Below are 24,917 nucleotides of genomic sequence, written 5' to 3'. Positions count from 1 at the left end.
CGGATGTTCGCGAAGGTGCCGCGGATCATCACCTCGTGGTTGCCGCGGCGCGAGCCGTACGAGTTGAAGTCCTTGCGGTCGATGCCGTGCTCGGTGAGGTACCGGCCGGCCGGGCTGTCCGCTTTGATGGAGCCGGCGGGCGAGATGTGGTCGGTGGTGACCGAGTCGCCGAGCTTGGCGAGCACGCGGGCGCCGGTGATGTCGGAGACCGGGGTGGTCTCCAGCGTCATGCCCTCGAAGTACGGGGGCTTGCGCACGTAGGTCGACTTCTCGTCCCACTCGAACACCGAGCCGGTCGGGGTGGCGAGCGACTTCCAGCGCTCGTCGCCCTCGAAGACCGAGGAGTACTGGTGGACGAACATGCCCTCGTTGATGGAGGAGTCGATCGTCTGCTGCACCTCGGCGGCGTCGGGCCAGATGTCCTTGAGGAAGACGTCGTTGCCCTCGGTGTCGGTGCCCAGCGGGTCGACCTCGAAGTCGAAGTTCATCGAACCGGCGAGCGCGTACGCGATGACCAGGGGCGGGCTCGCCAGGTAGTTCATCTTGACGTCGGGGTTGATCCGGCCTTCGAAGTTGCGGTTGCCCGAGAGGACGGCGGTGACGGCGAGGTCGCTGTCGTTGACGGCCTGCGAGATCTCGTCGAGCAGCGGGCCGGAGTTGCCGATGCAGGTGGTGCAGCCGTAGCCGACCGTGTAGAAGCCCAGGGCCTCCAGGTCCTTCGTCAGGCCGGCCTTCTCGTAGTAATCGGTGACGACCTTCGATCCCGGCGCGAGCGTGGTCTTGACCCACGGCTTGGCCTTGAGGCCCTTCTTCGCCGCGTTGCGGGCGAGCAGGCCGGCGGCCAGCATGACCGAGGGGTTCGACGTGTTCGTGCACGAGGTGATCGCCGCGATGGCGACGGCGCCGTGGTCGATCACGAAGTCGGTGCCGTTCTCCAGCGTCACCGGAGTGGGGTTGGAGGCCGTCTTCGGCGCGTGGCTGTGGTGCGTGTGCACGTGGTGGCTGTAGGAGTCCTCCGGCTGCAGCTCGCCCGGGTCGGACGCCGGGAACGACTCCGAGATGGTCAGGTCGACCAGGTCGTGCGAGATCTCCGCGTAGTCCGTGAGGTCCTTCTCGAACTGGGTCTTGGCCTCGCTCAACTCGATGCGGTCCTGCGGACGCTTCGGGCCGGCGATCGACGGGACGACGGTCGAGAGGTCGAGCTCCAGGTACTCGGAGAAGACCGGCTCGCTCTCCGGGTCGTGCCAGAGGCTCTGCGCCTTGGAGTACGCCTCGACCAGCGCGACCTGCTCCTCGCTGCGGCCGGTGAGGCGCAGGTAGTCGAGGGTCACGTCGTCGATCGGGAACATCGCGGCCGTCGAGCCGAACTCCGGGCTCATGTTGCCGATGGTGGCGCGGTTGGCCAGCGGGACCTCCGCGACGCCGGCGCCGTAGAACTCGACGAACTTGCCGACGACGCCGTGCTTGCGCAGCATCTGCGTGATGGTGAGCACCACATCCGTCGCGGTCACGCCCGTCGGGATGGCGCCGGTCAGCTTGAAGCCGACGACCTTGGGGATGAGCATCGAGACGGGCTGGCCCAGCATGGCCGCCTCGGCCTCGATGCCGCCGACGCCCCAGCCGAGCACGCCGAGGCCGTTGACCATCGTGGTGTGCGAGTCGGTGCCCACGCAGGTGTCGGGGTAGGCCAGCAGCTCTCCGCCGACCTCGCGCGTCATCGTGACGCGGGCGAGGTATTCGATGTTGACCTGGTGGACGATGCCGGTGCCCGGCGGGACGACCTTGAAGTCGTCGAACGCGGTCTGGCCCCAGCGCAGGAACTGGTAGCGCTCGCCGTTGCGCTCGTACTCGATGTCGGTGTTGCGCTCGAGCGCGTCGGGCTGGCCGAACAGGTCGGCGATGACGGAGTGGTCGATGACCATCTCGGCCGGCGCGAGCGGGTTGATCTTGTCCGGGTCGCCGCCGAGCGAGGCCACGGCCTCGCGCATCGTGGCGAGGTCGACGATGCAGGGGACGCCGGTGAAGTCCTGCATGATCACGCGTGCGGGTGTGAACTGGATCTCGGTGTCCGGCTCCGCCGTCGGGTCCCAGCCGCCCAGGGCAGCGATGTGCTCCGCGGTGATGTTCGCGCCGTCCTCGGTGCGCAGCAGGTTCTCCAGCAGCACTTTGAGGCTGAACGGGAGCTTCCGGTAGCCGTCGACTGTGTCGATCCGGAAGATCGTGTAGTCCTTCGACCCCACGGTCAGGGTGCTCTTCGCACCGAAACTGCCGAATCCTGAATCACTCGTAGACACTGTGCCTTCTCCTTCGTCGGCAGGCGATTCACCGCGAGCCGTGTCCATCTTGGTCGTGCGTCGAAGCGTGTTTCCAGCAAGGTAAGCCTAAGTGGTCAGCTCAGGAAAGTATCTTGACGTCGAGATAAAATCTACCACGTTCAGACCCGGTCGAACACCAGGCCGCGCCGCCGGGCGAAGCGGTAGAAGAGCTCGATTCCCGCCGAGCCGAGGGCCCCGACGGCGATCCCCCAGGCGAGCGCGGCATCGAGCGACAGATGCATCTCGAAGAACGTCGCCGTCCCCGGGATCACGCAGACCAGCACGAACGCCGCGGCCACCGCGCCCAGCAGGAACCAACGCCAGGCGGTGAGCGGCCGTGTGAGCACGCAAAGGATCCAGAGCGACACGCAGAACAGGGCGACGGTCGTCACGCTGCGCGCCTCGTGGAGGGGCAGGGCCCGGTGCAGCGGTGCGTAGGCGACCACGGCCGTCAGTCCGGCGATCGCGCCCGTCGGGATCGAGTACCGCAGGATCCGCGGGAGCACACCCGGGGTGTAGATGCGCTTGTTCGGCGCCAGGGCGAGGAAGAAGGAGGGGATGCCGATGGCGAGCGTCGAGACGAGCGTCAGCTGGCGCGGCAGGAACGGGAACGGCCAGAGCACCACCGCGCTGATCAGCGCCAGGAGGATGCCGTACACCGTCTTGGCCAGGAAGATGTTCGAGACGCGCTCGACGTTGGCGATGACCCTTCGGCCGGAGGCCAGCACGTCCGGGAGGCGGTCGAACCGGTTGTCGAGCAGGACCAGCCGTGAGACCGCTTTCGTCGCGGCCGTTGCGGTGCCCATCGCGATCCCCAGGTTCGCGTCCTTGATCGCCATGGCGTCGTTGACGCCGTCCCCGGTCATCGCGACCGTCCGGCCCTCGCGCTGCAGCAGGCCGACGGCGGTGCGCTTCTGCTCGGGGCTGACCCGCCCGAAGATGCTGGCGCGGCTGAGCGCGTCCGCGAGCTCCTCGTCACTGCCGAGCGTGGACGCGTCGACCGCCTCGCCCTCCATGTTCAAGGCCCGGGCGATGGCCTCCACCGTCACCGGGTTGTCGCCCGACATGACGACGACCCGAACCGCCTGCTCGGCGAAGTAGCCGAGCGTCTCCGGCGCTTCGGCGCGCAGGTCCTCCCCCAGGACCACCAGCAGCGCCGGAGCCACCCGCACGCCCGTCAGGGGGATGTGCGTGCCGTGCGGAAGCGGGTCGAGCAGTCGGGCGAGGGCGAGGGTGCGCCGCCCGGTCGCGGCGATCGCGTTGGCCCGCGCCAACGCCTCGGCGTGATCGGCGAGCACGCGCTCGGGAGCGCCGAGCACCCAGGAGGTCTCCTCGCCGGCCACGCGCATCACCAGCCCGCTGTACTTCGTCGCCGAGCTGAACGGGACCCGCCGCTCGATGCGGTACCGGTCGCTGCGGAACCGGGTCGACAGGATCCCGGACGTCGCGTTGCCCGTCTCGTCGGCGCCGAACGCCGCCAGCGCCGTCTCGGCCAGCTCGGCCGGCACGTCGCCGATCGGCTCCGTGCCCTCCAACTCCAATTCGCCCGTGGTCAGGGTGCCGGTCTTGTCGAGGCAGAGCACGTCCACGCGCGCAAGCACTTCGACGGCGGCCAGCTCCTGCACGAGCACCTTGCGTGCGGCCAGCTGGATCGCGGCGACCCCGAACGCCAGGCTGGTCAGCAGCACCAGGCCCTCCGGGACCATCCCGACCACCGCCGCAACGGCGTCGAGCAGCGCGCGCCGCCACCGTGCGTCGGTGAAGAGCTCCGCGAACCCGCCGTAGGCCAGCACGCGGCCGATCAGAGTCACGAGGATGACCGGCCCCAGAATCCAGGACAGATAGACGAGGATGCGGTTGGTCGCGTCCCGCAGTTCCGAGTGCACCAGCGAGTGACGACGGATCTCGCAGGTGAGCCTGCTGGCGTAGGAGTCGTCGCCGACCGCCGTGACGAGGGCGTACCCCGTGCCGGTGGCGACGTGCGAGCCGGACAGCAGTCGCTCCCCTTCATCCTTGAAGACCGGGTCCGACTCTCCGGTCAGCAGCGACTCGTCGAGCGAGAGCCCGGTGCTCTCGGCGACGACGGCGTCGGCCGGGATCTGGTCGCCGGGCCGCAACACCAGGAGGTCGTCGAGCACGACCTCCTCCAACGGGATCGCGACGACCTCTCCGCCGCGTCGTACCCGGCTCTCCGGCGCGGCCAGCAGCGCCGCCTTGTCGAGCACCCGCTTGGCGCGCAGCTCCTGGACGATGCCGATCAGGGCGTTGACGACGACGACGCCGTAGAAGAACCCGTCGCGCAGATCGCCCAGCAGGAGCACTGCGATGAAGCACCCGGTCAGGATGCCGTTGAACAGCGTGAAGATGTTCTCGCAGAGGATGTCGCCGAGCGAGCGCGACCCCGCCTGACGCTGGAGGTTGACGCGGCCGTCGGCCTGGCGCTCCGCCACCTGCGCCGCACTCAGCCCCTCCCTCGTGCGCGCGTCGAGCATCCCTCCCCCTCCTGCAGGCGAGCCGGCTAGCCGGCGGCGGTCCCGGTCGAGTGCGGCGACTGCCGCGGCTTCTGCGGGAACTGGCCCTTGACGACGAACCACGTCACCAGCAGGAGGGGAGCGTACAGCGGCACGCCCATCAGCAGCTTCGTCAGCGCGAGCGCGCTGGTGGCCTCGTCGGTGTGCGCGAGGTACAACGGCACCTGCACGAGCAGCCGGGCGGCGAAGAGCAGGAACCAGAGGAACGTCAACACCTGCATGACGCGGAACTTCGATCTGACCGAACGCCAGGCGAGACCGTCACCCATCAGATAGCCCGCCGCAAGGCCGATCAACGGCCAGCGGACCAGGATCGAGATGAGGAGCGCGGTCGCGTAGGCGGCGTTGGTCCAGATGCCGAGGATGAAGTTGTCCTCACCGCGACCGGTGATCAGCGCGAAGATCGCCGAGAGCCCGACGCCGATCAGGCCGGCGAGCGCTTGCGTGATGGGCGTCTTGCCGACCACGCGCACCACCGTGAACACGACGGCGACGGCGACCGAGACGCCGATCGAGAGCGGCACGTTCTGCGTGAACGTGAAGAGGATCAGGAAGACGAGGCCGGGAAGGATGGTCTCCAGCAGCCCGCGGATGCCGCCGAGGGCCGCGAGCAGGGCGGCGCCGGTCGGCGCGTCGCCGTCAACGAGCTGCCCCATGCCCGAGTTGCGGGCGGCACGGGCGAGGGACTCGCCGAGCGTGGACGCGACCTGATCGTCGCGGTCCGCTCCCTGGCCCCCTTCGGCGGCCGAGCGCTCGGGGTCGTGGTGCTGGTCGGTCACGTCGCGCCCGCCGCTCACAGGGAGCTGTAGCCGTTGTCGCCGGTGGTCGGCGCCGAGGGCATGCGCAGCGGGATGAGGTCGCGCGGCGGCATCGGGACGTTTCCCCGAACGACCACGATGCTGCGGAACAGGTCTTCGACGAGTGCGGCGGCATCGGGCTTGACGGCCGCGTCACCCGCGATCACGCCGCGCAGGAACCAGCGCGGGCCGTCGACGCCGACGAAACGCGCCACACGGGTCTCCCCCGGGGCGCCCTGGGGAGGCGCGACGGGGATCTCCGCGACCAGTTCGGGGCCGAACACGCCGTCGCGCTCGCTGACCCGGCCGCCCTGGCGCTGCACCTGTTCGGCGATCTGACCGCGGATCTCGTGCCACAGGCCGGTCGAGCGCGGCGCGGCGAACGGCTGCACCTGCAGGGTGGAGTTCGCGTAGTCGAGGCCGACCGCGACGACGCGCTGGGACTCCTCCTCGACCTCCAGCCGCAGGTGAAGGCCCTCGCGCGGGAGGATCTTGACGCCGCCGAGGTCGACATAGGGACGGACGGGGTTGGCCTCGCTCTCGTCGAGGGGACCTTCCGTCTCACGATCCTCCGGTGCGGACTTGTCCGCGTCCTGAGGAACCGCGAGGTCCTCGCCCGGGGTGTCGCTGCTGTCGGTCAAGCGTGTTCTCCTGCCTGGGTGACGGTGTAGCCGGACGAGCCGAAGCCCGCGGTGCCGCGGTGGCTGTCCGGGAGGGTGTCGACGGGGACGAACCGGGCCTGCACGACCGGCATGACGATCAGCTGGGCGATCCTGTCGCCGACGGCGATATCGTACGACATCGACCTGTCCGTGTTCAGGACGGTCACCTTGATCTCTCCGCGATAGCCGGCGTCCACCGTCCCCGGCGCGTTGACGATAGTGATGCCGTGGCGCATGGCGAGGCCGCTGCGCGGAACGACGAAAGCGAGGTAGCCCTCCGGGAGGGCGATGGAGACACCGGTCGGCACGGTGTGGCGCTCGCCGGGACCCAGCGTCACGGCCTCCGCGGCGCACAGGTCGGCGCCGGCGTCACCGGGGTGGGCGTACGCCGGGAGGTGCTGGGCGATGATCGGGACGTCCACGGTTTCGGTCACGTGTCGAGGGTAGTGCACGAAGGATGATCGAATAGGCGTATGGACCTCTACCGCGAACGGCTCCGGGCGAGCCCCTGGCTCTTCATCTCCACCGTCCTCGTCGTGCCGGCCGTGATGCTCGTCTTCGCACCGATCAACTTCACCGTCGGCGTCGTGCTGGCGATCGTGTTCTACGCGGCCATCGTCATCGCCTTACTGGTCTCCGCCCCGGTCATCCGGGTGAGCTCGACCGAGCTGATCGCCGGGCACGCGCGCATCCCTCTGGAGTTCATCGGCGAGCCTGTCGCCTACCGGGGCGAGGAGGCGACGCTGGAGCGCGGCCAGCGGCTCGACGCGCGCGCGTGGCTGCTCATCCGCGGCTGGATCAAACCGGTCGTGAAGGTCCCGGTGCTCGACGTCGACGACCCGGCGCCCTACTGGCTCCTGTCAACAAGAAACCCGGACCAGTTGGTCCGGGTTCTCGATGAGGCCCGACGTCCTCTGTAGCCCTCGCGGGCGGGTCGGCGTCGGTGCGGTGCGCTGCGTCAGGCGGCGCACTCCACGCAGATCGGTCCGAGCTTGCTCTCGTGGTCGATCTGCGAGCGGTGCTTCACCAGGAAGCAGCTCACGCAGGTGAACTCGTCAGCCTGGGGAGGCAGCACCACGACGTCGAGGTCGAGGTCCGACAGGTCGGCACCGGGGAGCTCGTAGCCGCCCGGGTTGTCGGCGTCCTCGACGTCGACGACACCAGACATCTTGTCCGGAACTCGCTCCTTGAGGGCCTCGATCGACTCGGAGTCGTCCTCGGTCTTCCGCGGTGCGTCGTAATCCGTTGCCATGCCCATCCACTTCTCGTCGTAACGGCCGATTCTCGCAATCGGCGGCCATAGTTTGCATCAATCCCCTGCGAATAGCAAAACCGCGCAGGAGCCTCTCAGCGATTGCTCGGTCTTCAACTTCCGGCACGCCCGGGGTATTCCCCGGAATGCCCCCGTTCTCGTGGCATTCTGGGCCGGAACGAACGCTCGCGTGGAAGGCATCACAATGCAGGATTTGAAGGTCATCGGGGTCGAGAACGGCGCGATCGTCGCCGTCGGCGACGACGGTGAACGCTTCCGCATCGCCGTCGACGACACGCTGCAGTCGAAGATCCGGCAGGTGCGGCAGCAGACGTCCGCCGAAACCCCCAAGCTCTCGCCTCGCGAGATCCAGGCCCACATCCGCTCCGGGATGTCCGCCGAGGATGTCGCGGCCGTCACCGGGGCGCCCCTCGACTACGTCCAGCGCTTCGAGGGCCCGATCGTGGCCGAGCGCGAGCACGTCGTCGCGAGCGCGCTCAGCGTGCCCGTGCGCACCGCCGCCGAGGTCGATCCGATGGGCGAGCCCGACACCTTCGGCTCGGTCATCCGCGACCGCCTGGCGTCGCTGGGCGTCTCCGGCGAGCGCTGGGCGAGCTGGAAGGACGAGGAGGCCGGCTGGATCGTCAAGCTGGAGTTCACGGCCGACGAGATCGATCACGACGCCCGCTGGAGCTACGACCTCCGCAAGCACGCGCTCGCACCGCTGAACTCCGAGGCGACCACGCTCTCGCAGGCCGGCGAGCTGCGCGGCGGGGCGCTCATCCCGCGCCTGCGCGCCGTCCTGCCGCACGAGGGCGAGCCCGACACCTCGCGCTTCGACAGCGGCGCCTTCACGTTCCCCGCCCCCGGGGTCGACCTGCTCGGACCCGAGGTGACGCAGCCGCTCGAGCCGCTCGAGCCCCATCAGCCGGGTCGCGCCAGCAACTCCATCGCCGTGTCGGCGATCAATCGCGCCGACGACGAGACGCCGCGCGATCTCCATCAGACCGCCGACCTGCTCGAGGCCCTGCGTCGCCGCCGCGGCGAGCGGGAGGCCGCGACGTACGACGAGCGGACACCGCCGCGCACCGAGCTCCCGGGCCGTCGCGACCACGGACGACCGGACAGCGCGCAAGCGGAGGCAGAGCAGCCCACGCTCCTCGACCCGCTGCCGTTCCGGCTCGTGGAGGAGAGCATCACGATCGTCGAGGAGTTCGCACCGGCCCCGGCGTCCGACAAGCCGGCAGCGCCGGTCGCCTCCCCCACGCCCGTCCAGCAGGAGCAGGCGCCCGCCTCGGGCGGCCGCCGCAAGGGCCGTGCCGCGATGCCCAGCTGGGACGAGATCGTCTTCGGGGCGCGCACGGACGACGACCTCGCCTGAAGCCGCGGCGCCTCCGTCGCCAGCACCCGCGACGGCAGCCCCGGTTCAGGCCGCTGCGCCGAACCGCAGCAGCGGAACGCGCGTCTCCTCCGCCGTGAGCGAACCGTGCTGGCCGATCATGCCGCGCCCGGTCCGCTGCGGGTCGCGCGAGTCGTAGTAGGCGATGCGCTTGCGGGCGGCGACGAGCACGTCGCCGATCCGCTGCGCCACCTCGGGCGCGACCGTCGGACCGAACCAGCCCGCGGCGATCGCCTCGTCCCTGGTGGCGATCCACGATCGCGCGCCCTCCACCGCGTTCCAGCGCGCCGCGACCGCCTCGGCCGACACGTCGGCCTCCACGTAGAGGTGCAGAAGCCGTGGCTCGCCTGCGATCTCCTGCACCCCATCCAGGAGTTCCGGAGCGGTGTCGAAGAGCACGTGACCGCTCTCCGGGATGTCGACGATGCCATGGTCGGCGGTCAGCAGCGCACCCTGGCCCGGGCCGAGGGACGCCGTCAGCTCGGCCATCAGCCCGTCCAGCGTCTCGAGCTCGGCCGTCCAGCGCGGCGACTCCCAGCCGCGCGCGTGCGCAGCCTGGTCGAGCTCTGCGATATAGAGGTACGTGAGCGCCGGCCCCGGCGTGCGGAGGATCTCCCGGACGGCGTCGAAGCGGTCCGCCATCGTCCGGCCGGCGATGAACTCGGCTCCGCGGAGCACGGCGTGCGTGAACCCGGAATCGGCATACGCGGGCACACCGACCGCGTAGGCCGCGACACCCTCCGAGACCGCTGTCTCGAAGACCGTCGTCGCCCGCTGCCACGTGGCCGGATCCATCCGCTCGTCCCAGCCGTTCAGCTGGTTGGTGAGCCGTCCGGCGTCGTCTCGCACGCGATAGCCGACCAGCCCGTGGACGCCGGGCGTCGTGCCGGTGGTGAGGGTGGCGAGCGCCGCGGCGGTGGTCGTCGGAAACCCGGCGTCGATCGTGCCGGCCTTGCCGAGCCGCGACGCCAGCGTGCGGGCGTGCCCCTCCCGCGCGCGCAGCGCCGCGGCTCCGAGGCCGTCGACGACCACGACGACGGCGTGCTTCAGCGGACGGAGAGCCAGCGCGTTCTGCTCCCCGCGCAAAGCTGCCAGGCAACTCGGCAGAACCGTGGCGAGGCTCGCCGGAGTGGTGAACGCGGCCGGTAGCATGGGGGGCATCCGGCCCAGTCTGTCACAGCTGGACGGACGGGAGCCGTCGAACCCGCGCCTCCTGCCGCCCCATCACCGAATGCACGAATGACACCAGCAGACGACCAGGCCCCCGCGACAGAGCGCATCGAAGACGTCGACGTCACGACCGAGATGCAGGGGTCCTTCCTCGAGTACGCCTACTCCGTCATCTACTCCCGCGCCCTCCCCGACGCCCGGGACGGCCTCAAGCCCGTGCAGCGGCGCATCCTTTACATGATGACCGAGATGGGGCTGCGGCCCGACCGCGGTCACGTCAAATCCGCGCGCGTCACCGGCGAGGTCATGGGAAAGCTGCACCCCCACGGCGACAGCGCCATCTACGACGCGCTCGTGCGCATGGCGCAGGACTTCACCCTGCGTGTTCCGCTCGTCGACGGCCACGGCAACTTCGGCTCGCTCGACGACGGCCCCGCGGCCGCCCGCTACACGGAGGCCCGGCTCGCCGCCGCCGCCCTCGCCCTGACGGAGGACCTCGACGAGGACGTCGTCGACTTCGTCCCCAACTACGACAACCAGCTGCTGCAGCCCGACGTGCTGCCCGCCGCCTTCCCGAACCTGCTCGTCAACGGGGCCAGCGGAATCGCCGTCGGCATGGCGACCAACATGGCGCCGCACAACCTCGTCGAGGTCGTCGGCGCCGCACGGCACCTCCTCGCCCACCCCGACGCGACGCTCGACGAGCTGATGGACTACGTCCCCGGCCCCGACCTCCCGAGCGGCGGGACCATCGCCGGGCTCGCCGGCGTGCGCGACGCCTACGCCACGGGACGCGGCAGCTTCCGGATGCGCGCCAAGGTCTCCGTCGAGTCGATCACGGCCCGCAAGAGCGGCCTAGTCGTCACCGAGCTGCCCTACATGGTCGGGCCCGAGAAGGTCATCGAGAAGATCAAGGACGGCGTCAACGCCAAGAAACTGAACGGCATCTCCGACGTCACCGACCTCTCCGACCGGCAGCACGGGCTCCGGCTCGTCATCGGCATCAAGACCGGCTTCAGCCCGGAGGCCGTCCTCGAGCAGCTCTACCGCCACACCCCGCTCGAAGAGGGCTTCGCGATCAACAACGTCGCCCTGGTCGCCGGCGGACCGCAGACCCTCGGCCTGCGCGAGCTGCTGCAGGTCTATCTCGACCACCGGGTCCGGGTCGTCACGCGTCGCTCGGAGTTCCGCCTGGCCCGCCGCAAGGAACGCCTGCACCTGGTCGAGGGCCTGCTCATCGCGATCCTCGACATCGACGAGGTCATCCAGGTCATCCGCACCTCCGACGACACCGATGCCGCCCGCACCCGGCTGCAGCAGGTGTTCGACCTGAGCACCCTGCAGGCCGACTACATCCTCGAGCTCCGGCTGCGCAGGCTCACCCGGTTCTCGCGCATCGAGCTGGAGACCGAGCGCGACCAGCTGCAGGCCGAGATCGCCGAGCTGGAGGAGATCCTCGGCAGCCGCGCGCGCATCCACGAGTTGGTCTCCGACGAGCTGGAGCAGGTCTCCGCGAAGTTCGGCACCCCGCGCCGCACGCTGCTCACCGAGGCCAAGCCGTCCATCGCCGGTTCCGGTTCCCGCAGCAAGGCGATGACGGTCCAGCTGGAGGTCGCCGACGTCCCGTGCCGGGTCTACCTGTCGACGACCGGTCGGATCCTCCGGGTCGACGCCGGTGGCGAGGGCGAGGGCCTCGACCGCATCCAGCCGCCGGCCCGGCGCAGCAAGCACGACGCCATCCTGTCTCGACTCGACACGACGAGCCGCAGCGAGATCGGCGCGATCACCGACCGCGGCCGACTCATCCGGTTCTCCCCCGTCGATCTCCCCGCCGCCCCGCTCAACTCGGTGCAGCTCGGCGCCGGGGTCAAGGTGGGCGACTATCTGGCCCTGGCCGACCGCAACGAACGCGTACTCGCGGTCGTCTCGCTCTCCTCCGACCAGCCGATCGCGCTGGGCACGCGCCAGGGCGTCGTCAAGCGCGTCACACCGGGCGACTGGGCCAACAAGCCGGAGTTCGAGATCATCGCGCTCAAGAACGGCGACGCCGTCGTCGGCGCGATGCAGACCTCCGAGGACGCCGAGCTCGTCTTCGTGGCCAGCGACTCCCAGCTGCTGAGGTTCGCGGCGAAGTCGGTCCGGCCGCAGGGCCGCTCGGCCGGCGGCATGGCCGGCATCAACCTCGGATCCGATGCACGGGTGGTCTTCTTCGGGGCGGTGGAGCCCGGCGAGCGCGACCAGGCGGAGGTCGTCACCATCGCCGTCAGCGACCAGACCCTCCCCGGGGCCGACCCGGGCAGTGGCAAGGTGAGCGACTTCGCCGAGTTCCCGGCCAAGGGCCGGGCCACCGGCGGCGTGCGATCGCAGCGCTTCCTCAAGGGCGAGACCGAGCTCTCGCTCGCCTGGGTGGGCGCCTTCCCCGCACGTGCGGTCGGTCCCGACGGCACCGCGCGCGAGCTTCCCGAGGGCGGCTCGCGCCGAGACGGCTCGGGAACACCACTCGACATGGTCGTCGGCTCCGTCGGCCGCCGCCTCGCCTAAGTCGCCAACGGAGGATTTGGGCGCGGGGACACGGCGCGTCGGCGGTCAACGGAGGAGCTGGACCGACTCCAGGTCGTGATCACCTCCGTTGGCGACTGCGCCGGCGGCGCGGGCGACGGAGGACCCGCGGCCCCGATCGGCCACGATCTCCTCCGCTGCCCGCCTCCGCGGGGCGTGCCGCGGCGTAACTCCTCCGTTGCCGACTACGCGTCGATGCGGGCGCGCGACAGGTCGTCGGCGCCCGCGATGATGAACTCCTTGCGCGGGGCGACATCGTTGCCCATGAGCAGTTCGAAGACGCGGTTCGCGGCCTCCGCGTCTGCCACCCGCACCCGGCGCAGCGTGCGGTGCGTCCGGTCCATCGTGGTCGTGGCCAGCTGGTCCGCGTCCATCTCGCCCAGCCCCTTGTAGCGCTGAATCGGCTCCTGGTATTTCTTGCCGCGCTTCTTCAGGTCGGCGAGGACCGCCTGCAGCTCCGCCTCCGAGTACGTATAGATCGTCTCGTTGGGCTTCGACCCCGGATTCATGACGATCACGCGGTGCAGCGGAGGCACGGCCGCGAACACCCGGCCCTCCTCGATCATGGGCCGCATGTACCGGAAGAACAGGGTCAGCAGCAGGGTGCGGATGTGCGCGCCGTCCACGTCGGCGTCCGACATGATGATCACCTTGCCGTAGCGGGCGGAGCCCAGCTCGAACGACCTGCCGGACCCGGCGCCGATCACCTGGATGATGGCCGCGCACTCGGCGTTCGAGAGCATGTCGGACACCGAGGCCTTCTGCACGTTCAGGATCTTGCCGCGGATCGGCAACAGCGCCTGGTACTCGCTGTCACGGGCGCGCCGTGCGGTGCCGAGCGCCGAGTCGCCCTCGACGATGAACAGTTCGCTGTTCGCGACGTCGCTCGAGCGGCAGTCCACCAGCTTCGCAGGCAACGACGACGTCTCGAGTGCGTTCTTACGGCGCTGCGTCTCTTTGTGCGCCCGAGCGGAGATCCGCGACTTCATCTCGGCGACGACCTTGTCGAGGACGAGGGCCGACTGCGTCTTGTCGTCGCGCTTCGACGACGAGAAGCGCTCGGCCAGGGCCTTCTGGATCACGTTCGCGACGATCGTGCGCACGGCCGGAGTGCCGAGCACCTCCTTGGTCTGCCCCTCGAACTGCGGCTCGGGAAGTCGCACGGTGAGCACGGCGGTGAGGCCCGCCATCACGTCGTCCTTCTCGAGCTTGTCCGTTCCCGCCTTGAGGCGGCGCGCGTTCTGCTCCACCTGCTGGCGCAGGAACTTCAGCAGGCCCTGGTCGAAGCCGGCCTGGTGGCTGCCGCCTTTGGGCGTGGCGATGATGTTCACGAACGACCGCATCACGGTGTCGTAGCCGGTTCCCCACCGCAGCGCGATGTCGACGTGGCACTCCCGCTTGAGCTCGGTCGGCACCATCGCCCCGCCGTCCGACAGCACGGGCACGGTCTCGGTGAAGTGACCCTCCCCGGTGAGCCGCCACGTCTCCGTGATCGGGCTGTCGGGCGCCAGGAAGTCGACGAACTCCGAGATGCCGCCGTCGTAGCTGAACGTGGTGCGCTCGCCCTCGGGCGAACGCTGGTCGTCGATCGTGATGGCGAGGCCGGGCACGAGGAAAGCCGTCTGGCGGGCGCGGCCGATCAGATCGTCGACGGAGAACTCGGCGCCCTTGGTGAAGACCTGACGGTCCGCCCAGTACCGGATGCGCGTGCCGGTCACGTTCTTGCCGACCTTGCCGGCGACCCGCAGCTCGCTGCCGCTGACGAACGGCGAGAACGTGGCGTCGGGGCTCGGGGCCGCCGAGCCGTCGGCGAACACGCCGGGCTCGCCGCGGTGGAACGACATCGCCCACGTCTTGCCGTCGCGGTCGACCTCCACGTCCAGCCGTTCGGACAGCGCGTTGACCACCGACGCTCCGACCCCGTGGAGGCCGCCCGACGCCGCATACGAACCGGTACCGAACTTGCCGCCGGCGTGCAGCTTGGTGAAGACGACCTCCACGCCGGTCAGTCCGGTCTTGGGCTCGACGTCCACGGGGATGCCGCGCGCCTTGTCACGCACCTCGACGCTGTCGTCCGGGTGCAGGATGACCTCGATCGTGGAGCCGTGCCCGGCCAGCGCCTCGTCGACCGAGTTGTCGATGATCTCCCAGAGGCAGTGCATGAGGCCACGCGAGTCTGTGGAGCCGATGTACATGCCGGGACGCTTGCGCACCGCCTCCAGGCCCTCCAGCACCGAGAGGTGCCTCGCCGAATAGTCCGAGCTCGCCACGAGCGCTCCTTGTGTTCCGTGCCTGTTCCGTGTGCGCCCGTTATCGTTCCGAGCACCGTGCATCCTCCAGAGTAAGCGCTGCGCCAGGTGAACCCGCGCCCGACACCCGCGGGCCCGGAGGCTACGCGTTGAGCGAAATAGCAGCCAATACGCGCCGTGCGGACGGGATTACGTGGTTCTATAGACGTACCGAGTTCACCGGTTGCGACGGAAAGGAGCATCACATGTCGACGATCACCTCGGAGAACGGTGCGGTTGACGAGCTCGAGTCGGGGCCGCAACTGACGGCCGCGGACCGCTGCGACAGCTGTGGCGCTCAGGCGTACATCCGCGTCGTCGTCAACAACGGCGAACTCCTCTTCTGCGCCCACCACGGCAAGAAGCACCAGGAGAAGCTCTCGCAGATCGCGCACAGCTGGCACGACGAGACCGCGCGTCTCTTCGAAGAGCAGCGCGCCTAGGTCTGCCGCGGGTACGCGGACGAACCTCGAGACGGAGCTGATCGGGCGATGGCTGGAGCCACCGGCGTGCGCAGACGCGCATACGTCGACCTCGACGTCATCCGATCGAACGCCGTCGACGCCGCCACCGCAACCCTCCCCGACTGCACCGCCGATCTCCGCGCGGACGCGTACGGCCACGGGCTCATCCCGGTCGCCCGTACGCTGACCGACGCAGGGATCGGCGGTTTTCTCGTGTCGCGGGTGGAGGACGCTTCGGCGCTGGCCGACGAGGGCATCCCGGTGCCCGCTCACGTCGGTTCGCCGGCGGGCCGCCATGCGGCCGTCGCGCCGAACGTCCTCGGCCCCGAACTCTTCGGGCTCGGCGCGTCGCACCGGACGCGAGCCGCTCTGCGCCTGACCGGCGAGATCATCGCCGTCAAACGCGTGGGCGCCGGCCGTGGGGTGTCGTACGGCTACACCTACCGCACCGACCGGCCGAGCACGCTCGTGCTGGTCGCGCTCGGCTATGCCGACGGCATCCTCCGGGTGGCGTCGAACAAAGCCCCGGTACTCGTCGGCGAGACGATCGGCCGGATCACGGGCCGCATCGCGATGGACCAGTTCGTCGTCGACATCGGTGACGCCGGCGCCGCACCGGGCGACCCGGTCGTCCTCTTCGGAGACGCGGCTCGCGGGGAACCGACCGCGGCAGACTGGGAAGCCGCGCTCCGCGTCGCAGCCCCGGTGATCACGAGCCGGCTGGGCCGGCGCATCGAACGGGTCTACACGTCATGACCGGCTGCGAGCAGAGGAGCGCGAACGCATGACCATCCTGGACGCGATCGCGGAGCCGCTCCCCCGCGCGATCATCGACCTCGCAGCCCTCCGCCGCAATGTCGCACACCTCACGCGGCTGATCGCCCCCGCCGAGACCATGCTCGCTGTGAAGGCGGATGCCTACGGTCACGGCCTGCTGCCGATCGCCGAGGCCGGCCTCGAGGCGGGAGCGACCTCCCTCGCCGTCCTCGAAGTGCCCGCAGGGCTGGTGCTGCGCAGCGCCGGGATCACCGTGCCGTTGCTGGCGTGGCTGCACGGCCGCGATACGGACTGGCGCGCGGCCATCGAGTCCGACATCGACCTCGGCATCTCTGCGGTCTGGCAGCTGGAGGCCATCGCGGGGGCGGGCGCCGACCGGCCGGCGGTCGTCCACCTCAAGGTCGACACCGGGCTCAGCCGCAACGGTGCGACTCGCGAAGAGTGGCCGCACCTCATCGACACCGCCCTCGAGCTGGAGCGCCGCGGGATCGTGCGCATCCGCGCCGCGTGGTCGCACCTGGCCGACGCCTCCATCGCGGACGACGAGGCCGCACTCATCGAGTTCCGCAGCGCCGTGGCGGAGGCCGAGGAGCTCGGCGCCCGGTTCGAGGTGCTGCACCTCGCAGCGAGTTCGGCGGGCATCCGCATGCCCGAGGCGCGCTTCGATTTCGTACGGTTCGGCATCGCCGCGTACGGATTCTCACCCTTCGACGACAGCACGGGCGCCGAGCTGGGACTCGAGCCCGTCATGCGGCTCGAAGCCCCCGTCACCGAGGTCCACGTCGGTGGCACGAGCCGCGCCCGACTGGCGATCGGCTACGGCGACGGGGTCCCGACGCTCGGGATTGCCAAGACCTCCGTTCTTCTGAACGGTCGGCGCTGCCGGGTGATCGAGGTGGAGGTCGACTCCATGCTGATCGACGCCGGCACGGCCCGCGTCGACGTCGGCGATACCGCCGTGCTGTTCGGCAACGGCCGATCCGGCGACGTGACGGCCGAGACGTACGCCGACTGGGCCAAGACCATCGCCGACGAGATGGTCACCGGCGTCGCTGCGCGCGTCCCCCGCGTCTACGTCAACTGAGGCCCCGACCGGGGCCCCGGCACAACGAGACCTCGGTGTTCGTCAGAGCGCGACGTTCAGGCGGTCGGCGATCGCGCGGCGTGCATTCGCCGCATAGCGGTCGACGCGCTCCGTCTGCGTGACCGGTGGCAGTTCACCGCGCAGCGCCGTCTGCAGCATCCGGTCGGCGAGCGCCGGGTTCATCGGCAGGACTGGCCCGTGCAGATGCGTCCCGATCGCGCTACCGACGACGACGCCCTCGGTACGGTCGCCGTTGCCGTAGCCGCTGACGACGTCGCCGAGCGGTTCGCCGCCCTGGAGGGTCGTACGCGCGGAATGGTTCTCGAAACCGGCGAGCGTGAGGCCGTCGCGGGTGCGCACGACCACCTCTGCGACATGACGACGCGAGCCCAGCACGGCGCGCGTCGGGAAGACCCCGGCTCCCGCGAGTGTCCCGCCGTCCGGCGTCTCGATCTCGGTGCCGAGCAGCTGCCAGCCGCCCGCGATCGCGAGGATCGGCACGCCCGCGTCGCGCCAGCTCCGCAGCTGCGCAGCGATGCGTTGCACGTCGGCGTGGACGGCGCGCTGCGATGAGAGCGGTCCCGATCCGATGTGCACGGCGTCGACGCTCACCGGCAGCTCGCCGCCGGGGGCGTGGGTCACGACCTCGGCCTCCACGCCCCGCCAGCGCGCGCGTTCGGCCAGCGCGAGGACATTGCCGGCGTCGCCGTTGATGCCGAGCTCACGCGGGTAGAGGTGGAGGATGCGGAGGACGCTCATGCGGCGGCGCCTTCCAGGTCGAGGAACCCCAGCTGCTTGCGGATCGCCATCATCTGCTCGTAGTTCACGATCATGGTCTTGGTGCCGCGCGACGGCTTGGGGAGCGCCAGGAACGCCTGCAGAGCCGGCTTGAGCTCGGGCATCACCTGGTCCACCTCGATGCCGGCGTAGGCGAACCGGGTGGCGAACTGCCAGGCCTTCGTGCCCGACACGATGTCGACGTGGTCCAGCTTGGAGAGGTCGATGTCGTATATCCAGGACGGGTCGGGCGTGCCCTCGTCGACGGAGACGAACACCTGCTCGGGGCTGTGGCTCAGGTAGTCGAGGTTGAGTTGCAGGCTCGGCGGGTTCTTCATCATGATGATCTCGATGTCCTCGTCGCCGACCCGCAGCGTCTCGCCCCGCCCGTACACGGTGCGCAGCGAGCTCATCGCAGCGACCACCGCCTCGGCACGGAAGTCGTCGCCGAGCAGGCGCCGCGCCGTGGCGGTCGCGCCGGCGGCGTCGACCGCGTAGTGCAGCCCGCGCGCGGGAAGACCGATGCGCACGGACTCGCCGCCGATGGTCAGCTGCGCGCTCTGCGTCTCCAGCTTGCTCACGAAGACAGCGGGCACCGGCAGGGCTCCTGCCGCCACGCCCGAGAAGTCGGCGACGTTGGCGAGTCCGTTCGGCGACGACTCGATGATGGCCGGTGCGACGGCGAACGTGGTGACGTCCCGGCCCTCGGCCGCGAGCTCGGCCCCGATGCGCGCGAGGCTGTCGTCGTCGGCGTTCACCACCACGAACTCGCCCGAGCGCTCCGCGATGGTGCGGAGCATCCCGATCACGCGCGTGGGCTCGAAGAACCGGTTGAGCTGGTCGATCTGGACGTTGAGGAGCAGCGAACCGCGCGGCTTCAAGACGGTCGCGAGATCGACGCCGTATGCCTCGTCGACCTCGATCACGCCGACATCCCCGCGAACGTAGCCGTCGAGCGGCACGTCCGCCAGCAGCGCGGAGGCGATCCCCTGCGGGAGGTTGCCTCCCGACGGGTTCGTGAAGACGCTCAGACCGTGCTCGCGGAGGATGGCCGTGAGCATGTTCGTCGTCGTGGACTTGCCGTTCGAGCCGGAGACGAACACGACGCCGAGCGGAAGACGGCTGACAGCGCGTTCGAGGAACTTCGGCGCGATCGCGAGTGCGACCCGCCCCGGCACCGCGGAGCCGCCTCCCCGCAGGCGCAGCAGCCAGCGGGCGAGGCGGCCGGCGATGACCGCCAGTCGGTAGCGCACCTTACTCGAGGTAGTCGCGCAGCGACTGCGAGCGAGACGGGTGACGGAGCTTCGCCATCGTCTTCGACTCGATCTGACGGATGCGCTCGCGCGTCACGCCGAAGGTGTCGCCGATCTGATCGAGGGTCTTCGGCATACCGTCGCCCAGGCCGAAGCGCATGCGGATCACGCCCGCCTCGCGCTCGGACAGGGAGTCGAGGAGGCTCTCCAGCTGCTTCTGCAGCATGGTGAACCCGACCGCGTCGGCCGGAACGACCGCCTCGGTGTCCTCGATCAGGTCGCCGAACTCGCTGTCGCCGTCCTCGCCGAGCGGCGTGTGCAGCGAGATGGGCTCGCGACCGTACTTCTGCACCTCGATGACCTTCTCGGGGGTCATGTCGAGCTCTTTGGAGAGCTCTTCCGGGGTGGGCTCACGACCGAGGTCCTGCAGCATCTGCCGTTGGACGCGCGCCAGCTTGTTGATGACCTCCACCATGTGCACGGGGATGCGGATGGTGCGGGCCTGGTCTGCCATCGCGCGCGTGATCGCCTGCCGGATCCACCAGGTGGCGTAGGTCGAGAACTTGAAGCCCTTGGTGTAGTCGAACTTCTCGACGGCGCGGATGAGGCCGAGGTTGCCCTCCTGGATGAGGTCGAGGAACTGCATGCCGCGGCCGGTGTAGCGCTTGGCGAGGCTGACCACGAGGCGCAGGTTGGCGCCGAGCAGGTGGCTCTTGGCGCGCTGACCGTCGCGGGCGACCCAGCGCAGCTCACGCTCGAGCTCCTTGGGCAGGTTAGGGGTGTTCGCGAGCTTGTCCTCCGCGAACAGGCCGGCCTCGATCCGCATCGCGAGCTCGACCTCCTCCGCGGCGTTGAGCAGCGGGACCTTTCCGATCTGCTTCAGGTAGTCCTTGACCGGGTCGGCCGTGGCGCCCGTGATCGTCGTCGAGTAGACGGGGACGTCGTCGTCCTCGTCGACCGCACGGAGCACGAGTGCGTCGGTGGGCAGCGGAGCGTCGGCGGCAGCCTTCACAGCCGCGGCCTCGCCCTTCGGGTCGGCGTCGTCGGACTCGTCGGCGTCCTCGCCCTCCGCCTCGTCGCCTTCGGTGTCGTCGGTCTCCTCGGCGGAGTCGTCCTCGTCGATCTCGACCTCGGCGTCCGCGTCGAGCTCGTCGTCGTCGCCGTCCGCGGCGGCCTTCTTCGTCGTCTTCTTGGCGGAAGCCTTGGCGGCCTTCTTCGCCGCGGGCTTCGCGGTCGCGGTCCCCTCAGCCGCGACGACCTCTTCGGTCTCTTCTACCGTCTCGGCCTCGCGGGCCTTGGTTGCTGCACGGGTTGCCATGTGCCTACCTTTCAAACGAGCGAATGGCTTTCTCACCAGGCGGGAGGGTCGTGGTGCGCCGACCCCGGGCGCCTGACTGAGGTCGCGTGCGGACATTACTAAGACCCATGTCAAGTCCGGGGCGTGTGCGTCGGGCACCATCAAGTGCTCCGACCCCAGGACATGAACGGGTCCAGATATCAATTATTGCACGTTCTCGCCAGGCCCCCGACCATTCCGCCTCCGCCAAACGTCAACGAGTGCAACCCACAGGGGCCCTACTTCTATTCCCTCGTCTTCTGCAAGCCGGCGCCGCGTGCGTCGTCGCGCCCGGACGAGGAAGCCGACGCCGAGGCCGATGATCACGTATTGAACAGCGAAGGCCCAACGGAAGGAGTCGAGCGTGTACAGCCCGGCCGTCGTGTGCGCCGTGTTCTGGGCGTCCAGGGCCACTCCGATCAAGAACATCATCACGAAGCTGGCGAGAAAGCCTCCCACGTTCACGATCCCATTGGCCGAGCCCAGACTGTGCAACGGATTCGACGTGCGTGCGAAGTCGAAGCCGATCAGCGAACCGGGTCCGCCGATCCCGATCGCGACCAGCAGCAGGATCAGGAGCCAGAGCGGCGGAGTCCCGGGCCACAGCAGCACCAGCGCCCAGACCGCGCCCATCATCCCGACGATCCCCAGCACCAGGTTGCTGCGGCGCAGCGGGAAGCGGGCCGTCAGCAGTCCCAGGATGGGGCCGGCGATCAAGCCGGCGACGACCGACACGATCAGGAGGCCGCTGGCCTCCGCCGGATCGATGCCGAGCGCGAACACCATGAACGGCAGCCCCCACATCAGGCTGAAGACGGTGCCGGACGACTGGGTCGTGAAGTGCGACCAGAACCCGAGCTGCGTCCCCGGCCGCGCGAGACTGATGCGCAGCTGACGAATGGACTCCGACCAGGTGGCGGGCCGAGGACCCTCGCTCGATCCCGCGGGCCGGTCGCGGATGGCCGCGACGATGCCGATGAGGGCGACGACCGACACCGACGCCGCACTGAGGAAGGCGGTCGTCCAACCGGACTGGTGGAGCAGGAGCGCGAACGGGATGGCGGACAGCACCTGACCGAGCTGGCCGATGTTGCCGATCCACTGCGACAGCTGGGGCACGATAGGACCGCGGAACCAGGAGTTCACCAGCCGCATCAGCGACGTGAACACCGTGGCGTCACCGGCCCCGACCAGGATGCGCCCGATGATCGCCAGCGTGATCGTCGGCGCGAAGGCGACGGTGACCTGCCCGACCACCATCAGGGCCGTTCCCGCGATCATGAGCGCGCGCGATCCGACCCGGTCGATCAGCACTCCGACAGGCACCTGCATGGCCGCGTACACGATCAGCTGCACGACCGCGAGCGACGAGAGCACTGCGGCGGAGACGTGGAACCGCTCGGTGGCCGCCACCCCGGCCACGCCGATGCTGGTGCGCTGCATGACCGCGACCAGGTAGGCGAAGACTCCGATCCCGAAGATCACCCAGGAGCGTCGCGAATTCACCTGACGATCCTATGCCCGGCCCGTTCGCGTCACCCGCGCCGGCGTTCTGGGCAACGGGCGGTCAGCGGTCGCCGCGCGAGTTCTCGTCGTCGCCGTGGCGGCGGAACGCGAGGAAGTTCTCGAGCTCGGCCGCGATCTCGTCCGCGCTCGGCAGCTCGCCGTCGCGGTCCGTCAGCGGAGACCGCAGCTGGGTGTCCTCCATATAGCTGTCGTGCCGTTCCTCCAGTGTGCCGACCAGCTTGCCGAGCTCGGCGTTGCTAGCGACCTGCTCGTCGATGTTGGCGACGAACTCGCGATCCTCCTCGCGAAGGCGGTCGGTCGGGAAGATGAGCCCGGTGGCGGCGCTGATGCTCTCCAGCCCCGCGATCGCGGCGGCCGGGTACTCCGTGTCGGCCAGGTAGTGCGGGATGAGCAGCACGAAGCCCGCGATGGGGTACGACAGCTGCTGGAGCCGGTACTCGAGGAGGTGGAGGGCGTTGCCCGGAACCTGGGTCTGCGGCTTCCAGATCGACATCGCCTCGATGAGGTCGCTGCGGTTCCCGCTGACGGTCACACCGATCGGCCGGGTGTGCGGCACCGGCATCGGGATCGCGTGCACCCAGGTCACGCTCCTGACCTTGAAGCGCTCGATGAGGCCGAGGACGGCGTCGGTGAACGCCTCCCAGCGGAAGTCGGGCTCGAAGCCGGAGAGGAAGAGGAACGGCTGGCGCAGCTCGTCGTAGACCAGGTGAAGGCGCAGCGTCGCCGGTTGGTAGTCGGCGAGGTGGTCCTGGTCGAAGTAGATGATCGGGCGGCGGGCGCGGTAATCGAGAAGGATGTCGGCGTCGAAGGTGGCGACCACCTCGCTGTCGAGGGTGCCGAGAAGGTAGGTGCCCAGTTGGCTGACGCCCGAACCGGCGTCGGCGAACCCGGTGAGCCCCGCGATCAGCGGGAGTCCCTCCGGCACCTCCAGTGCCGGGTTCAGCTCGTACAGTTCGCCGGGGTCTCGCATATCTCAACTCTAGGCCGAGCTTCCGGCAGCGACCCTGCGGCCGGGCCCGCTCGCAGCACGCCCACAGCGAACAGCCGCCATCCGTGAGCGCGGCGTCGCCAGCGGCTAGGGTCGAGACATGACCGCTCCCGCACTCCGTCTCTCGTCCACTCCCCCGTCCGACGCCGCCGTCCTCGTCGTGGCGGCCCGCGCCGGCGCCGACGGCGTCGCGGTCGTCTCCGCGGGTGCCCGCCCGGAGCTCGCCGACGAGCTCGCGGCCGTCGGCTTCGCCGGAGGCAAGGACGAGCTGGTGCGCCTGCCCGGCACGGCTGGAGGCCCCGGCCTCGCCGTCGTCGGCCTTCCCGAACCGGTCGACGAGGATGCCCTGCGGTACGCGGCGGGAACGGCCGTCCGGCAGCTGGCGGGCACCGGGCACGTCGCTATCGACCTCCCCGCCGAGGACGACGCGCAACTGGGCGCCGTGCTCGAAGGCGCCGCACTCGGGGCGTACGCGTTCACCGAGTACCGCTCGGCGAGCCGTGCGGGTGTCAAGGCGCCGGTCGAGACGATCGACGTGGTCGGATCGTCGGATTCCGGCGACGCGCTCGTCGCTCGAGCCGCGGCGGTGTCGGGTGCCGCCGCGCTGGTGAAGGATCTGGTGAACACTCCCCCCATCGACCTCTACCCCGCGTCGTTCGCCTCCCGGGTCGAGGAGGCGGCGGACGGCCTGCCGGTCACGGTCGAGGTCTGGGACGAGCGGCGCCTCGCGGCGGAGGGCTTCGGCGGCATCCTGGGGGTCGGCCAGGGGTCCACCCGGCCGCCGCGGCTGGTCAAGGTCGACTACGCGCCGGCGGAGGCCGCACGGCACCTGGCGCTGGTCGGCAAGGGCATCACCTTCGACTCGGGTGGTCTGTCGCTCAAGCCGGCGTCCGGAATGGTCGGCATGAAGTACGACATGACCGGCGCCGCCACCGTGCTCGCCGTGGCCCTCGCCGCCGCGCGCCTGGCACTGCCGGTGCGCGTCACCGCGTGGCTCTGCCTGGCCGAGAACATGCCGTCCGGCTCGGCCATCCGCCCCAACGACGTCCTGCGCATCCGCGGCGGCCGTACGGTCGAGGTGCTGAACACCGATGCCGAAGGCCGGCTCGTCCTCGCGGACGGGTTGGTCGCCGCCGGCGAGGAGCACCCGGACGCGATCGTCGACGTCGCCACGCTCACCGGCGCCGCGATGGTGGCGCTCGGCACGCGCTACGCGGCCGTGATGGGATCCGACGACCTGGTCGGCGACGTCCTGGCTGCAGCCAAGGCGTCCGGCGAGCTGCTCTGGCCGATGCCGCTCGCCAGCGAGCTGCGCGCGACGATCAACTCCGACGTCGCCGACATCGCCAACGCGAACCCCGGAGTGACCGCCGGCGGGATGCTGCTGGCCGGCGTGTTCCTCCAGGAGTTCATCGGGCGGACGGGCGACGAGGACGACGCGCCGCGCATCCCGTGGGCGCACCTCGACATCGCCGGACCGGCCAAGGGGCCGTCCGCCCCGTACGGGTTCACGGGCAAGGGCCCGTCCGCCGTGAGCGTACGCGCGCTCATCCGTTTGGCCGAGGACTTTTCCCAGAGGTAGTAGGGTCGTATGGGCGGGAAAATCCTGCCCATGCAAACCTGCCTCGAGCCACCCCTCGGGGCAGGATCGTGTCACGAATCCTGATGCACGCGAGGGAGTAGCTGGGTGTCTGAGCAGAACTTTGACATTGTGGTGCTCGGCGGTGGGAGTGGAGGC

Annotated in this window: 20 protein-coding genes; 7 read left to right on the top strand and 13 right to left on the bottom strand. The window is 69.9% G+C overall.

Features of this window, described 5'->3' with window-relative positions:
• The 5 genes from acnA to dut all read right to left on the bottom strand — a co-directional run.
• Nucleotides 1-2,342, bottom strand: a 2,342-nt coding sequence (gene acnA / locus Q0Q23_RS16520) for an aconitate hydratase AcnA (protein WP_295126583.1), incomplete at its 3' end; no start/stop codon positions are given.
• A gap of 92 nt (nt 2,343-2,434) precedes the next feature.
• The gene (locus Q0Q23_RS16515; RefSeq protein WP_295126580.1) at nt 2,435-4,807 is read right to left on the bottom strand and encodes an HAD-IC family P-type ATPase; all 2,373 of its coding nucleotides are present in this window, start codon (nt 4,805-4,807) and stop codon (nt 2,435-2,437) included.
• 26 nt (nt 4,808-4,833) lie between these two features.
• Complete coding sequence (locus Q0Q23_RS16510; RefSeq protein WP_295126578.1) at nt 4,834-5,625, bottom strand: DUF3159 domain-containing protein; 792 nt, start codon at nt 5,623-5,625, stop codon at nt 4,834-4,836.
• A gap of 14 nt (nt 5,626-5,639) precedes the next feature.
• Nucleotides 5,640-6,284 (bottom strand): DUF3710 domain-containing protein, encoded by a 645-nt coding sequence (locus tag Q0Q23_RS16505; RefSeq protein ID WP_295126575.1) that lies wholly within the window; start codon nt 6,282-6,284, stop codon nt 5,640-5,642.
• Complete coding sequence (gene dut, locus Q0Q23_RS16500) at nt 6,281-6,739, bottom strand: dUTP diphosphatase (RefSeq protein ID WP_295126572.1); 459 nt, start codon at nt 6,737-6,739, stop codon at nt 6,281-6,283. Before dut ends, Q0Q23_RS16505 begins: the two co-directional genes overlap by 4 nt.
• Before the next feature lie 39 nt (nt 6,740-6,778).
• Here dut and Q0Q23_RS16495 point away from each other — a divergent pair, with 39 nt between their 5' ends.
• Nucleotides 6,779-7,225, top strand: a complete 447-nt coding sequence (locus Q0Q23_RS16495) for a DUF3093 domain-containing protein (RefSeq protein WP_295126569.1) — start codon at nt 6,779-6,781, stop codon at nt 7,223-7,225.
• 38 nt (nt 7,226-7,263) lie between these two features.
• On the opposite strand, the gene Q0Q23_RS16490 is transcribed toward Q0Q23_RS16495, so the two are convergent.
• A complete protein-coding gene (locus tag Q0Q23_RS16490) occupies nt 7,264-7,557 on the bottom strand; it encodes a DUF4193 domain-containing protein (protein WP_025155643.1) in 294 nt (97 codons plus the stop codon).
• Between the two features lie 205 nt (nt 7,558-7,762).
• On the opposite strand from Q0Q23_RS16490, the gene sepH reads away from it, so the two are divergent.
• Nucleotides 7,763-8,938, top strand: coding sequence for a septation protein SepH (gene sepH, locus Q0Q23_RS16485; protein WP_295126564.1), 1,176 nt, complete (start codon nt 7,763-7,765; stop codon nt 8,936-8,938).
• Nucleotides 8,939-8,983: 45 nt separating this feature from the next.
• Here sepH and Q0Q23_RS16480 read toward each other — a convergent pair whose 3' ends face one another.
• Nucleotides 8,984-10,117 (bottom strand): alkaline phosphatase family protein, encoded by a 1,134-nt coding sequence (locus Q0Q23_RS16480; protein WP_295126561.1) that lies wholly within the window; start codon nt 10,115-10,117, stop codon nt 8,984-8,986.
• A 78-nt stretch (nt 10,118-10,195) separates the two neighbouring features.
• Between Q0Q23_RS16480 and Q0Q23_RS16475 the strand changes: the two genes are divergently transcribed.
• The gene (locus tag Q0Q23_RS16475) at nt 10,196-12,667 is read left to right on the top strand and encodes a DNA topoisomerase (ATP-hydrolyzing) subunit A (RefSeq protein ID WP_295126558.1); all 2,472 of its coding nucleotides are present in this window, start codon (nt 10,196-10,198) and stop codon (nt 12,665-12,667) included.
• Between the two features lie 203 nt (nt 12,668-12,870).
• On the opposite strand, the gene Q0Q23_RS16470 is transcribed toward Q0Q23_RS16475, so the two are convergent.
• A complete protein-coding gene (locus Q0Q23_RS16470; RefSeq protein WP_295126555.1) occupies nt 12,871-14,955 on the bottom strand; it encodes a type IIA DNA topoisomerase subunit B in 2,085 nt (694 codons plus the stop codon).
• A 224-nt stretch (nt 14,956-15,179) separates the two neighbouring features.
• Between Q0Q23_RS16470 and Q0Q23_RS16465 the strand changes: the two genes are divergently transcribed.
• The 3 genes from Q0Q23_RS16465 to alr are packed head-to-tail and all read left to right on the top strand — an operon-like array spanning nt 15,180 to nt 17,298.
• Nucleotides 15,180-15,416 carry a hypothetical protein gene (locus Q0Q23_RS16465; protein WP_055915732.1) on the top strand — a complete coding sequence of 79 codons (237 nt, stop codon included), beginning with the start codon at nt 15,180-15,182 and terminating at the stop codon, nt 15,414-15,416.
• A gap of 48 nt (nt 15,417-15,464) precedes the next feature.
• A complete protein-coding gene (locus Q0Q23_RS16460; RefSeq protein WP_295126550.1) occupies nt 15,465-16,193 on the top strand; it encodes an alanine racemase in 729 nt (242 codons plus the stop codon).
• A gap of 28 nt (nt 16,194-16,221) precedes the next feature.
• Complete coding sequence (alr, locus tag Q0Q23_RS16455; protein ID WP_295126547.1) at nt 16,222-17,298, top strand: alanine racemase; 1,077 nt, start codon at nt 16,222-16,224, stop codon at nt 17,296-17,298.
• Between the two features lie 42 nt (nt 17,299-17,340).
• Here the strand turns inward: alr and Q0Q23_RS16450 are convergent, their stop codons facing one another.
• From Q0Q23_RS16450 to Q0Q23_RS16430, 5 genes are all read right to left on the bottom strand, one after another.
• Nucleotides 17,341-18,057, bottom strand: coding sequence for a type 1 glutamine amidotransferase (locus Q0Q23_RS16450; protein WP_295126544.1), 717 nt, complete (start codon nt 18,055-18,057; stop codon nt 17,341-17,343).
• Nucleotides 18,054-19,328: a MurT ligase domain-containing protein gene (locus Q0Q23_RS16445; protein WP_295126541.1), complete on the bottom strand. Its 1,275-nt coding sequence runs from the start codon at nt 19,326-19,328 to the stop codon at nt 18,054-18,056. Before Q0Q23_RS16445 ends, Q0Q23_RS16450 begins: the two co-directional genes overlap by 4 nt.
• A 1-nt stretch (nt 19,329) precedes the next feature.
• A complete protein-coding gene (locus tag Q0Q23_RS16440) occupies nt 19,330-20,646 on the bottom strand; it encodes an RNA polymerase sigma factor (RefSeq protein ID WP_295126538.1) in 1,317 nt (438 codons plus the stop codon).
• Nucleotides 20,647-20,829: 183 nt separating this feature from the next.
• Nucleotides 20,830-22,170, bottom strand: coding sequence for a nitrate/nitrite transporter (locus Q0Q23_RS16435; RefSeq protein WP_295126535.1), 1,341 nt, complete (start codon nt 22,168-22,170; stop codon nt 20,830-20,832).
• A 61-nt stretch (nt 22,171-22,231) separates the two neighbouring features.
• Nucleotides 22,232-23,161 carry a proteasome assembly chaperone family protein gene (locus Q0Q23_RS16430; protein WP_295126531.1) on the bottom strand — a complete coding sequence of 310 codons (930 nt, stop codon included), beginning with the start codon at nt 23,159-23,161 and terminating at the stop codon, nt 22,232-22,234.
• A 118-nt stretch (nt 23,162-23,279) separates the two neighbouring features.
• On the opposite strand from Q0Q23_RS16430, the gene Q0Q23_RS16425 reads away from it, so the two are divergent.
• Nucleotides 23,280-24,761 carry a leucyl aminopeptidase gene (locus tag Q0Q23_RS16425; RefSeq protein WP_295126528.1) on the top strand — a complete coding sequence of 494 codons (1,482 nt, stop codon included), beginning with the start codon at nt 23,280-23,282 and terminating at the stop codon, nt 24,759-24,761.
• The last annotated feature ends 156 nt before the right edge of the window (nt 24,762-24,917 follow it).

The sequence above is a fragment of the uncultured Leifsonia sp. genome (genome assembly GCF_945957465.1).
Lineage (GTDB): Bacteria > Actinomycetota > Actinomycetes > Actinomycetales > Microbacteriaceae > Leifsonia.
This window is presented reverse-complemented; position numbering and strand designations above follow the sequence as displayed.

What these genes read in the sequence shown, in the direction of transcription:
- Q0Q23_RS16515 (WP_295126580.1), bottom strand. Translation starts at nt 4,807, where the DNA reads ATGCTCGACGCGCGCACGAGGGAGGGGCTGAGTGCGGCGCAGGTGGCG.
- Q0Q23_RS16495 (WP_295126569.1), top strand. Translation starts at nt 6,779, where the DNA reads ATGGACCTCTACCGCGAACGGCTCCGGGCGAGCCCCTGGCTCTTCATC.
- Q0Q23_RS16490 (WP_025155643.1), bottom strand. Translation starts at nt 7,557, where the DNA reads ATGGCAACGGATTACGACGCACCGCGGAAGACCGAGGACGACTCCGAG.
- sepH (WP_295126564.1), top strand. Translation starts at nt 7,763, where the DNA reads ATGCAGGATTTGAAGGTCATCGGGGTCGAGAACGGCGCGATCGTCGCC.
- Q0Q23_RS16480 (WP_295126561.1), bottom strand. Translation starts at nt 10,117, where the DNA reads ATGCCCCCCATGCTACCGGCCGCGTTCACCACTCCGGCGAGCCTCGCC.
- Q0Q23_RS16475 (WP_295126558.1), top strand. Translation starts at nt 10,196, where the DNA reads ATGACACCAGCAGACGACCAGGCCCCCGCGACAGAGCGCATCGAAGAC.
- Q0Q23_RS16465 (WP_055915732.1), top strand. Translation starts at nt 15,180, where the DNA reads ATGTCGACGATCACCTCGGAGAACGGTGCGGTTGACGAGCTCGAGTCG.
- Q0Q23_RS16460 (WP_295126550.1), top strand. Translation starts at nt 15,465, where the DNA reads ATGGCTGGAGCCACCGGCGTGCGCAGACGCGCATACGTCGACCTCGAC.
- alr (WP_295126547.1), top strand. Translation starts at nt 16,222, where the DNA reads ATGACCATCCTGGACGCGATCGCGGAGCCGCTCCCCCGCGCGATCATC.
- Q0Q23_RS16450 (WP_295126544.1), bottom strand. Translation starts at nt 18,057, where the DNA reads ATGAGCGTCCTCCGCATCCTCCACCTCTACCCGCGTGAGCTCGGCATC.
- Q0Q23_RS16440 (WP_295126538.1), bottom strand. Translation starts at nt 20,646, where the DNA reads ATGGCAACCCGTGCAGCAACCAAGGCCCGCGAGGCCGAGACGGTAGAA.
- Q0Q23_RS16430 (WP_295126531.1), bottom strand. Translation starts at nt 23,161, where the DNA reads ATGCGAGACCCCGGCGAACTGTACGAGCTGAACCCGGCACTGGAGGTG.
- Q0Q23_RS16425 (WP_295126528.1), top strand. Translation starts at nt 23,280, where the DNA reads ATGACCGCTCCCGCACTCCGTCTCTCGTCCACTCCCCCGTCCGACGCC.